General features: G+C 73.4%; 6 protein-coding genes. 3 read left to right on the plus strand and 3 right to left on the minus strand.

Translation table 11 applies throughout. The annotated features are described in order from the left end of the window. Position 1 precedes the first annotated feature (1 nt). The gene (locus ACFVTC_RS19925) at positions 2 to 2,725 is read right to left on the minus strand and encodes a SpoIIE family protein phosphatase (protein ID WP_390128689.1); all 2,724 of its coding nucleotides are present in this window, start codon (positions 2,723 to 2,725) and stop codon (positions 2 to 4) included. A 321-nt stretch (positions 2,726 to 3,046) separates the two neighbouring features. Next, entirely contained in the window at positions 3,047 to 3,337 is a 291-nt protein-coding gene (locus tag ACFVTC_RS19930; RefSeq protein ID WP_390128691.1) for a hypothetical protein, read from the minus strand. Between the two features lie 63 nt (positions 3,338 to 3,400). Between ACFVTC_RS19930 and ACFVTC_RS19935 the strand changes: the two genes are divergently transcribed. Further along, positions 3,401 to 5,002: a M1 family metallopeptidase gene (locus ACFVTC_RS19935; protein ID WP_390128693.1), complete on the plus strand. Its 1,602-nt coding sequence runs from the start codon at positions 3,401 to 3,403 to the stop codon at positions 5,000 to 5,002. A 521-nt stretch (positions 5,003 to 5,523) separates the two neighbouring features. Further along, complete coding sequence (locus tag ACFVTC_RS19940) at positions 5,524 to 7,455, plus strand: N-acetylmuramoyl-L-alanine amidase (RefSeq protein WP_390128694.1); 1,932 nt, start codon at positions 5,524 to 5,526, stop codon at positions 7,453 to 7,455. A 56-nt stretch (positions 7,456 to 7,511) separates the two neighbouring features. Here ACFVTC_RS19940 and ACFVTC_RS19945 read toward each other — a convergent pair whose 3' ends face one another. Further along, a complete protein-coding gene (locus tag ACFVTC_RS19945; RefSeq protein WP_390128697.1) occupies positions 7,512 to 9,605 on the minus strand; it encodes an FUSC family protein in 2,094 nt (697 codons plus the stop codon). 278 nt (positions 9,606 to 9,883) lie between these two features. Between ACFVTC_RS19945 and ACFVTC_RS19950 the strand changes: the two genes are divergently transcribed. Next, the gene (locus ACFVTC_RS19950; RefSeq protein ID WP_390128699.1) at positions 9,884 to 11,098 is read left to right on the plus strand and encodes an alpha/beta hydrolase family protein; all 1,215 of its coding nucleotides are present in this window, start codon (positions 9,884 to 9,886) and stop codon (positions 11,096 to 11,098) included. Positions 11,099 to 11,297 lie beyond the last annotated feature (199 nt).

Raw genomic sequence — 11,297 nt, forward strand, 5'->3', positions numbered from 1 at the left:
CCTAGATCGGGTCCTCCTGCTCCGGCGGCTCCCGCACGGGCTCCGCGACACTCGCCGGCAGCGCCTGTTCGGCCCAGATCACCTTTCCCTGCGGGGTGTACCGGGTGCCCCAGCGTTCGGTCACCTGCGACACCAGGAACAGGCCGCGGCCGCCCTCGTCCATCGTGGCCGCGTACCGCAGATGCGGTGAGGTGCTGCTCCCGTCGGCCACCTCGCAGATCAGCGTGCGGTCGCGGATCAGCCGTACGTGGATCGGCTCGGAGCCGTAGCGGATGGCGTTGGTGATGAGCTCGCTCAGGACCAGCTCCATGCCGAAGCCCAGCTCGGACAGGTCCCACTCGGCGAGCTTCTGGGACAGGGCGTCGCGCATTCCCGCGACGGCGGCCGGGTCGAGCGGTACGTCCCAGTCGGCGATCCGGTCGCGCGGCAGGCCCCGGGTGCGGGCGATGAGCAGGGCGACGTCGTCCTTGGGGCGTCCGGGCAGCAGCTCCTCGAGCACGGCCCCGCAGCTCTCCTCGGGTGTCCGGTCGGGATGACCCGCGAGGGCGGCGCCGAGCAGGTCCATCCCCACGTCCAGATCGCGTCTGCGGTCCTCGATGAGACCGTCGGTGTACAGGACGAGCTGGGTTCCCTCCGCGAGCTCCAGCTCGGTGGTCAGGAACGGCATGCCGCCGAGGCCGAGGGGGGGGCCGGCCGGCAGGTCCGGGAAGGTGACGGTCCCGTCGGGGTGGACGAGCGCGGGTGCCAGGTGCCCCGCGCTCGCCATGACGCAGCGACGTGTCACGGGGTCGTAGATCGCGTAGAGGCAGGTGGCGCCCACGACCCCCACGGCACTCTCCGTACCCGCCTCGTCCTGGTCGATGAGGCCGACCAGATCGTCCACATGGCTCAGCAGTTCGTCCGGCGGCAGATCGAGGGTGGAGAAGTTGTGCACCGCGGTGCGCAGCCGGCCCATCGTGGCGGCCGCGTGCAGACCGTGGCCCACTACGTCGCCGACGGCCAGCGCCACTCGGCTCCCCGGCAGCGGAAGCACGTCGAACCAGTCCCCGCTGACGCCCGACTGGGCGGGGAGATAGCGGTAGCCGACCTCCAGCGCGCTGAGCTCGGGCAGGGCCCGCGGCAGCAGGCTGCGCTGGAGGGTGACCGCCAGCGCGTGTTCGCGGGTGTAGCGGCGGGCGTTGTCGATGCTGACCGCGGCCCTGGCCACCAGCTCCTCCGCGAGGGACAGTTCCTCCTCGTCGAAGGGCTCGTGCTGCTCGCAACGCCAGAAGTTGGCCATGCCCAGCACCACGCCGCGGGCCTGGATCGGGGCCGCGATGAGGGAGTGGATGCCGTAGTCCATGATCCGCCTGGTGCGCGGCGGGTCCTGCGCGTGCCAGCCCGTGGCGGTGGACAGATCGGTCACCAGCTCGGAGTGGCCGGTTCCGTACCCGCGCGCCTGGGGCGTGGAGGGCACGAAGTCGATCAGCCGGCCCTTCTCGTAGAGCGGGTGGTCCTTCCGGATCCCGCACACGGCCGTGCGCCGCATGCCGGTGGCCGTGAGGCCGGGCTCCTCGCCGCGCAGCACCGCGTCGGCCAGGTCCACGGTGACGAAATCGGCGAAGCGGGGTACCGCGACCCTCGCCAGCTCGTCGGCCGTGCGCAGCACGTCCAGGGTGGTGCCGATGCGGACTCCCGCGTCGTACAGCAGCTTCAGCCGCTCGCGCGCGGTCTCCGCCCTGCCTGTCACCGCCTGCAGCTCGGTGGAGTCGCGCAGTGTCACCACCGTGCCCTTCGGACCTCCGCCGCGATCCGTGGGCCGCTGGTTGACCGCGAGCAGCCGCTCCCCGGCGAAGTGCACCTCGTCGGTGGCCTCGCGTCCGGAGACGAGCAGTGCCACCGTCTCCTCGTCGAGGCTCGACAGCTCCGACACGAACTGTCCCTCGGCGTCCGCCGGCAGCGCGAGCAGCCGTTTGGCCTCGTCGTTCGCCAGCAGCAGCCGGCCGTCGCCGCCGATGATGAGCACCCCTTCACGCACGGAGTGCAGCACCGTGTCGTGGTGGTCGTACATCCGGGTCATCTCTGCCGGGGCCAGGCTGTGGGTCTGCCGCCGCAGCCGCCGGGCCACCAGTGCCGTGCCGCCGGTGGCCACCACCAGCGCGCCCGCCCCGGCGCCCAGGATGATCGGCAGTTGCCGGGCCACCTGGTTGCTCACGTTCTTGACCTTCATCCCGGCGGAGACGAGGCCCACCACCTTGTTCGCGTCGTTCTTGACCGGAACGGTGGCCTGCACCTCACGGCCGAGCGGGCCGTTGACGCTCTCCGTGTAGATCTTCCCCGCCAGGGAGGGCGCGATGTTGCCCACGAACCGCTTCCCGATCAGGCTCGGCAGAGGGTGGGTGTAACGGATCCCCTTGGTGTTCAGCACCACGATGAAGTCGACACCGGCCGCCTTGCGCCCGGCTTCGGTGAGCGGCTGGAGGATCTTGCTCGGCTGGGGGCTCTCCAGCGCCGCCACGACACCGGGAGAGTGCGCGAAGGTCTCCGCGACCGCGAGGGAACGGCGCTTGGCCTCGGCGTCGGTGTCGCGCTTCGACTGCAGGGCGAGCCCGAGCACGCCGAAGGCGACGAGCAGCACGACCAGTGCCACCTGGAGAACCAGCACCTGCCCGGCTACGCTCCGCGGACTCTTGCTGACCAGTGGCCTGAGTGAAAACCGTCCAAATCCGGCGAAACGATTCGCCATGTGACCTTTCTAGCACTGGTGATCCCGGGCGGCCATGGGCCACCCGGGGGCGGCTCCGCCCTACGCGGCACTTCACTCCTCCGGCCCACCTCCCGGCCGGCCCGGCCGTCGCCGGCCCCGGTGACCATGGGGCGTCAGCCGCTCCGCGACCGGTTCCCGGAGCGGGCGGTCGCGGCGTACGGCACCGTCGCCCGCACCCGGACCGCCCCTCACGTCCGGATAGTCCATGCGGGCGGATGATATGAGGAGATAAGCCACTTTTGGCCCCTCTTGGTGTCATAGTGCGGCCATGAAGATCGCGTCCGCCGCCGGCCGAGTCCCTCACAGGACCGCGCGCCGCGTGCGTCCGCGGACCGGCGGCCACGTCCACCGGCCGACGACCACTCCGGTCCGCCGCCCGCCGAGCACGGCCGCGTCACCGGGGACGGCCAGGCCCGCTCGCCCGCGGACGGCCGTGCGCCCGTACACGGCCGCGTGCGCGCGTACGGCCGCCTGCCCGTACACCGCCGCGTCCTCCTGTACCGCCGCGTGCCCCCGTACGACCACCTGGTCATACACCGCCGCGTGCCCGCGTACGACCACCAGCCCGTACACCGCCGGGTGCCCGCGCACCAGCCCGTACACCGCCGGGTGCGCGCCGGACCGTGCGGGGCGCAGCGCCTGCCGGTTCCTCCGGTGAACGCGCCGCTCACGCCGCCCTCGCCGGGAGCGGACCCGCCGGGACGCCCCCGCGGGGATCTCCGCTCGCGCCGTACGGTCCTCGCTCTCACCCTCACCGGTGCCGTCGGTATCACCGGCGCGGTCGCCCTCGCCGGCGCTCTCCCCTCCGGGGACCACCGCGACTCCGCCCGTCTCGGCATCCTTGCCCCCGGCCCCTCCCCCGCGCCCCCCGCCTCGCCCGGCGCGCTCCCCTCCCCCGGTGCTCCGGGCATCGGCGACCCGCTCATGCCGCTCGACGGAAACGGCGGCTACACGGTCCGGCGCTACACCCTCGACTTCGACTGGGCGGCCCCGAGAACACCGTTCGGCGCGAGCACCACCATCGACGCCACCGCCACGCAGGCACTCTCCCGCTTCGACCTCGATTTCGCGGGCAACACACTGCGCCGGGTCACCGTCGACGGGACGCCGGCGCGCGCCGTGCGCGACGGCGACGAACTCGTCGTCACACCCTCGCGGCCCATCCCTCACGGCGGCGCCTTCACCGTGCGGGTCGACTACACCGCCGACCCGGCACGGCAACGGCACCGGGGCGACGCCATCGCGGACTACGGCTGGGTGCCGACGCCCGACGGCACCGTGCTCTACCCTCAGCCCGACGGCGCCAAGATGATCTTCCCGGTGGACGACCACCCGAGCCTGCGGGCCCCGGTCACCTTCCACATCACCACCCCACCGGACCTCGGCGCGGTGGCCAACGGCAGGCTCGTCGAGCGCGTCCGCCGGCCCGACGGACGGATCCGCTGGACGTACGACTCCGAGCACCCGGTCGCGGCCCAGCTCGTGCAGATGGCGATCGGGAGGTTCGCGTTCGTCGAGAGCGCAGGCCCGCGCGGACTGCCCGTCCGGGACGTGGTCCCGGACGGCCTGGTCAGCGCCACCAAGGCGTACCGCGCGCTCACCCCCGCGCACCTGGCCTGGCTGGAACGGCACCTAGGCCCGTATCCCTTCCGCCGCTACGGCGTCCTGGTCGCGGACACCGACCTGCCGGTGGCGCTGGAGACGCAGTCCCTGTCCGTGGTACCGAGGGCCGACCTGCTGGGCGACCGGGTCGACGCCGAGCGCAACCTCGTCCACGAGCTGGCCCATCAGTGGACCGGCGACAGCGTCGCCATCCGGCGGTGGTCCGATCTGTGGCTGAGCGAGGGCCACGCCCGTTTCTACGAACGTCTGTACTCCGGCACACACGGCGGCGACAGCTTCGAGAGCGCGATGCGGACGGCGTACGAACGGCACGACCAATGGCGTCATGACGACGGGGCGCCCGCCGAACCCGACGGTGACACGCATCTGTTCAAGCAGATGCGGTACGACGGTTCGGCGCTGGTGCTCTACGCCCTGCGGGAGAAGGTGGGCGAGGAGACCTTCGGCAGGATCGAGCGGAACTGGGTGACGGCGTATCAGGGCCGGGCCGCGGGCACCCACGATTTCATCGCGCTCGCCTCAGGCGTCGCCGGCCAGGACCTGAGCACCTTCCTGACCCCGTGGCTGTACGGGGCGCACACCCCGCCCATGCCGGGGCATCCCGACTGGCACCCGGACCCGGTCCGGGACTGAGCCGCCGCGCCGTCCGCCGGTCCGTCAGCTCGACCCCGCCGGTCCGTCAGCTCACCGTCCCGTCGATCCGTCAGCTCACCGTCCCGTCGATCCGTCAGCTCACCGCCCCGTCGGTCCGTCAGCTCACCGTCCCGTCGGTCCGTCAGCTCCTATCGCGGCCGGTCCGTCAGCCGTCCGGCCCACCGGCGCAGTCCGCCATAACAGTCCGTCACCCCTCCACGTCGCACAGCGCCGTCGCGCCCCGCTCCGCTCGCCCTCGCGCAGAACGGGGGCCATTTGCTGACCATCCATCAGATATGAAGATCCTGCCGCCGACCGGGTGGCCTCTGCCGGGCCGCTGGTCCACACCGGTGACGCTCGGCGCGCCGTCGCGTGTCGGGCACGGAAACGTACAGGGGGTGGTGCAAGGGGCAACTCCTTGTCCTGGCCGCGACGAGCATGGTTGGAGATCCCCCGCGATGAAGAGACGTGCCGCCCGCCGAATCCCCAGCGCTGGACGAGGCCCCCGCCGGACCGTCCGTATGACCGCGTCCGCCGCTCTCCTGGTGCCACTGCTGGCCGGTTCTCCGGCGTGCGGCGGCCCGGCGGCCGAGCCGAAGCTGCAGAACGTCTTCACGGATGCCGCGGACGAGTACCACGTGCCGCGGAGCGTGCTCATGGGCGTCTCGTACCTGCAGTCACGGTGGGACTCCCGGCCGGGCACCCCGAGTGTCGCCGGCGGCTACGGTCCGATGCACCTGGTGGACACCCGTCGGGCCAAGTCCCCGGCGACCTCGCCGAGCGAGAGGGCCGACGGGCCCGCGATCGCGGCGGGGCCGTCGGCCGCTCCCCTCGGGAACTCGTCGGGCGTCCGCTCCGAGCAGCCGGCCGACCTGCGCCGCGCCGCCCTCCTGATCGGGGCCCCGGCGGGACGGCTCCGGACGGACGCCGTCGCCAACGTACGCGGCGGCGCGGCGCTCCTGGCCGCGGTACAGCGACAGCTCGGCAAGCCGCTCAGCACCGACCCGGAGGACTGGTGGGACGCGGTGGCGCGCTTCTCGGGCACGGACGACGCCGCGTCGGCCGCGACGTACGCGAACGACGTCTTCTCGCTGATCCGCCAGGGCGCGCACCGCACCACCGACGCGGGAGAGCGCGTCACCCTTCCCGCCAGCCCGCGCGTGCGCCCTCGCGCCGCCGACGTGGCGAAGGCGCGCCGGGCGAAGGAGGTCGAGTGCCCGCCGGAGCTGGACTGCGACTGGCTCGGCGCGCCGTACGTGCGGACGGACGACGGGAGTTACGGCAACCACGACCTGGCCGACCGGCCCCGGGACCAGAAGATCGACTACATCGTCATCCACGACACCGAGGCGGGCCTGCGGTCGATGTTGCAGACCGTGCAGAATCCGAAGGAGCCGTCGTGGCACTACTCGATCAGTTCCCGCGACGGCCATGTGACCCAGCACGTCAGGACCAGGGACATGGCCTGGCACTCGGGCAACCAGATGCTGAACGCCCGTTCGATCGGTATCGAGCACGAGGGATTCCTGAAACAGCCCGACACCTGGTACACGGAACAGATGTACCGGGCCTCGGCCCGTCTGGTGCGCTACCTGGCGAAGAAGTACGACATCCCGCTCGACCGGCAGCACATCCTCGGCCATGACAACGTACCGGGTCCGACCGCCTCGTCCATTCCCGCGATGCACGACGACCCGGGACCCTTCTGGGACTGGCGGCACTACTTCGACCTCCTCGGCGCCCCCCTGCGTGCCACCGCCTCGGCCGACAGCGACATGGTGACCGTGCTGCCGGACTACGCCACCCACATGCCGGCGTTCACGGGCTGCGCCCAGGCCGGAACGCCCTGCGCGCCGCACGGCTCCAGCGCGGTCCGCCTCCGCACCGAGCCCGACGCGAGCGCGCCGCTGGTCCAGGACCCGGGCCGGCGCCCGAAGGGCGAGGCCTCCACGGTGGATGTCGACGATCTGGGGGCGCGGGTCTCCGCGGGCCAGACCTTCGCGGTCGCCGGGTACGAGGGCGACTGGACGGCGATCTGGTACCAGGGCCGGCGGGCGTGGTTCAAGAACGCGAAGGACCACCCGACCGCCGTCGGCGCGAGCGGCCGGATGGTGACGCCGAAGGCGGGCCTGAGCGAGGTCCCTGTCTACGGACGCGCCCTCCCGGAGAAGGACGCCTACCCGGAGGGCGTGCCGGAGCAGCCCGAGTCGCCCCTGCCGTACCACTTCCTCGCGGGGCAGCGGTACGTGACCCAGTCCCGCCTTCTCGGGTCGCACATCGACAGGTCGGAGTTCCGCGACACGCCGAGCCCGGTCGTGGCGGGCCATGAGGAGTGGTACGAGATCCAGCTCGGCCACCGGGTCGCCTTCGTCCGGGCGAGCGACGTGGACGTCGTCGAGTCGCGGGGGTCCGGTTCCACGGCGGGGAACGCGGCGCCTCCGCACGAACGGTGACCGCACCGGCCGGGCGCGGGTCCGGCCGCGGCGCGGGTCCGGCTCGGCGGTGGGCATCACGGCCGCACGGCGAGGGATGCCTCGATGCGGCGGAGCTGATGGTCCATGGCCGTCAGCCACACTTCGAGGTCGACGAGGGTGGGCAGCCCCGGATGGTGCCACGGCAGCGGCGGGGCGCAGGGGCGCCGACCGGGCGCGGGGCACCCCTCCGTGGTGAAGCGCAGGGCGATACGGTCCACGTCCGCCGTCAGTTCGGCCGCCGTCCTGCGCGCCCACGCGCACGCGTCCGGCGGCACATCGGCCAGCGGCGCCTCGAAGCAGGGGAGCCGCTGGGCGCCCAGCACGGTGTGGTACGCCACCACGAGCACCCCGTGCCAGTCCGCCTGGGCCCCCTCCCAGGCAGCGGGGGGCTCGCTGCGGAACTGCGCGTAGGCGGCCTCCGCGAGCCGCAGATGATGCAGGGTGGGCAGGGTCGGGGGCGCGCAGGGGTCGGCCCCCGGCGCCTCCAGCAGCGCCTCGACCGTGGCGGGCACCAGCGCCCCGCAGGAGCGCAGCAGGCTCGCCATGGTCCGGCGGACCTCCCTGCGTGCCCCCGCCGGCCAGGCCAGCAGCCCGCACAGCAGGCCGATGACGCTGCCGGTGACGACATCGACGAGGCGCGCCTCCGACAGCCGCCAGGTGGTCGGGGTGATCTGCGCGAAGGCGAGGGAGACCACCAGGGTGAACAGCCCCTGCGCCCAGGCGACTCCGAGCCGCGGGCCCAGGGCGAAGGCGACGAGCATGCCCGGTACCAGGAGGACGGCGCAGGCGTCCAGGTGCCGTCCGACGGCGATGAGCAGGACACCGGCCGCGACCGCTCCCACCAGATTGCCGGCCACCGCCTCGCGCACCGCGCGCCAGGTCGCGCCGACCGTGGTGCGGGCGAGGGTGAGGACCGTCAGCAGGACCCAGAATCCGTGCGCGAGGTCGAGGGTGCCCGCGACGAGCCGGGCGAAGGCGAGCCCGCACGCGACCCGTACCGCGTTCTGGAACCACACCGAGCGATGCGTCGCGTTGCCGGCGATCCTGCGCCCCCACAACGACGCCGTGGGCAGGTCCACGTACCAGAAGAGGTCACGGGGTGAGAGCGGTGGGCCGCGGCGTCCGGCGGCGGCGACACCCACGGCGGTGACCGCGATCCACGCCGACTCCGCCAGCGTCAGGACCGCGGCCTGCCGTCGGAGCACGCGGCTGTCCACGCCCTGTTCACCTGGATCGGCGGCGCGACGGATCCGGTCGGCCTGGAAGCGCTGGATCTCCTCCCGCAGCAGGTCGGCCGGCGGTGGTGGCCGACCGGTGCGCAGGGCCGAGGCCATGTCGGCGCACGTGCCCGCGACGCGGGCCCGGAGCACTGCGGACGCCGGGTCCGTGCCCAGCGGTACGCCCTCGGACGCGGACAGCTCGGACTGCGAGGCCAGTTGGTCCAGGATCCGGCGGGCCGCGGCGCCCGCCTGTCCCAGCGCCCGGTCCCCGCGGCCCGGTCCGGTGGGGCGCTCACCGGGCGCGACCCGCGACAGCCGCATCCCCTCACTGAGTTCCCGCAGCGTCGCGACGGGGACGCCGTCCGGCGCGGCCGCCGCGGCCGCGCCCGTCTCCAGCGCGTCGGCGAGCAGGTGGCGAAAGCCGACGGCGGGCGGGCCGCGCAGAAGGTACGCGTGACACAGCGCGAGGAGGGCCACGCCCACGGCCACGCCCGTCAGCCGGCCGGCCAGCGTCTCGGGGGCGTAGGGCGGGAAACAGGCCAGGATGTAGAGGAGTTGCAGACCGGGCGCGGGTCCGGCCGCGCGAGGTCCGGCCACCACGCTGAAGGTCAACAGGAATCCGACGACCAGCATGCCCGCCACCGCGGCCGCCGTGGACTGCGCCAGTGCCGTGCCCAGGGCGACGAGAGCCAGCCCGAACGGCAGGGTCCGCAGGGTGATGCACGCCTGCCGCGGGCCGGTCCCGGGAATGGTGGACAGCAGGCCGAGCGCGATGGGGGTGAACAGCGCGTACAGCGCGGCCACGGGTTGGTGGAGACCATAGAGGAACACGTAGAAGCCGACGCTCGCCGAGCAGGTGACCTGCACGGACCGGCGTACGACCGCGGAACCGACGGGTCCGGGCCTCATGCCCGCTCGCCGCCCACACCGGCGCGCCCACCGCGGCCGGGCCGTGACGGGGGTGGCGGTGGTGCGCTCTTGCGGCTCATGGGGCACATGCGGGCGTTCCTCTCGGCAGGCGCCGCTGGTGCTCGGCGACCGGGCCTCCGCCCATTTTCGACCCGGCGGAGGACCCGCGCACGTGGTGGCGGTCGCCGCCGGGTGCAGGGGGACGGGGGGACTCGTAGCCTGAAACGGTGCGGTCGCGGGCTCGGGGGCGTCCGACGGCGCGGGCAACGGGAGTCGCCATGGCCTACCGGTTCAACGAGAACGACCAGTTCGACCACGAGGTCCTGGTCGCTCTGGGTTCCGTCTGGCAGCACGGCGCGGACGTGGGCGAGGTGCTGGCGACTTCGGCCGCCCTGTCGGACGCCGGCGGGGAGACCTGGTTCTGGACCTGGGCCGCGCTCGGCCGCCGGGTCCGGGAGCAGGGCGAGAAGAGCGCGGCCCACGGCCGGTCGGCCAGTGCCCGGGACGCCTTCCTGCGGGCCGCCGGATACTTCGGCCTGGCCCTCGTGGGCGTCGAGTCGTGCGAGGACCCCGGGACACGGCTGCGCGAGGTGTTCGGCGAGCACCGTGACTGCTTCGACCGGTTCGCGCGGGCATGGGACCCGCCCGCCGAGCGGGTCGCGATCCCGTACGAGGGAAGGACGCTGCCGGGCTACCTGGTGAGCCCGCCCGACCGTCCCGGGCCGCTGTCGACCGTGATCGTCAACAACCGCGGGGACGGCCCGGTCAGCTCGGCGTGGACGCTTCTCGGCGCGCCGGCCGTGGCCCGGGGCCACCGCGTGCTGTTGTTCGACGGACCGGGTCAGCAGTCCATGCTGTTCGACCACGGGGTGACGTTCCGTCCGGACTGGGAGAAAGTCGTCACGCCGGTCGTGGACTTCCTGTCCGCGCGGTCCGATGTCGACGCCGGGCGCATCGCGCTCGCCGGAATCGGCCAGGCGGGTTACTGGGTTCCGCGCACGCTCGCGTTCGAGCACCGGATCGCCGCGGCGGTCGCCGATCCGGGTGTCGTAGCCGTCGTGGAGAGCTGGTGGCGCCCTCTCGGCCCGGAGTTGCGCGGCCTGTGGGACTCCGGTGACCGCGACACGTTCGACCGCGTGGTCCGTGACGCTCTGGACGCGGACCCGGCGCTCGCCGCGATGTGGCGCCGGCGGGCCCGGCCGTACGGGGTCGACTCGCCGTACGACCTGCTGGCCGAGGTCTCCCGGTACGACGTGACCCCGGTGGCCGGGCGGATCACCACCCCGCTGCTGATCACCGACCCGGAGGGGGAGCACTTCTGGCCCGGGGCAGCGCGGCGGCTCTACGACGCGCTGCCCGGACCGAAGGCGCTGGTCTGCTTCACCGAGGCCGAGGGTGCCCATCTGCACGGCGAGCCGACCGGCCGCGCGTTGTTCGAACAGCGTGTCTTCGACTGGCTGGACGCTCGTCTGGCAGCCGGACCACCGGAGTGATCCGTCCCGGCGGCCGCGGACACCCGCCGTGAACTCGTGTCCCGACCAACGCGGGTACCGATCGTGGGACCTGCAGACGGTGGGGCGGGGTTCCCGGGGTCTGAGTCCGGGAACCCCGCCCCACCGGCGGCGGCAGGGGCGCAGCAGGGGCCCGCGTGCAGCCCGACGCCCCCGGCGGAGGCGCACCGAGGGGGGGTGT

Origin of the sequence: Streptomyces sp. NPDC057950 (assembly GCF_042887295.1) — a bacterium.
Classification (GTDB): domain Bacteria; phylum Actinomycetota; class Actinomycetes; order Streptomycetales; family Streptomycetaceae; genus Streptomyces; species Streptomyces kaempferi.

Excerpts from the sequence above, each read along its gene's own strand:
- ACFVTC_RS19945 (WP_390128697.1), bottom strand. The coding sequence starts at position 9,605 with ATGAGGCCCGGACCCGTCGGTTCCGCGGTCGTACGCCGGTCCGTGCAG.
- ACFVTC_RS19940 (WP_390128694.1), top strand. The coding sequence starts at position 5,524 with ATGACCGCGTCCGCCGCTCTCCTGGTGCCACTGCTGGCCGGTTCTCCG.
- ACFVTC_RS19950 (WP_390128699.1), top strand. The coding sequence starts at position 9,884 with ATGGCCTACCGGTTCAACGAGAACGACCAGTTCGACCACGAGGTCCTG.
- ACFVTC_RS19925 (WP_390128689.1), bottom strand. The coding sequence starts at position 2,725 with ATGGCGAATCGTTTCGCCGGATTTGGACGGTTTTCACTCAGGCCACTG.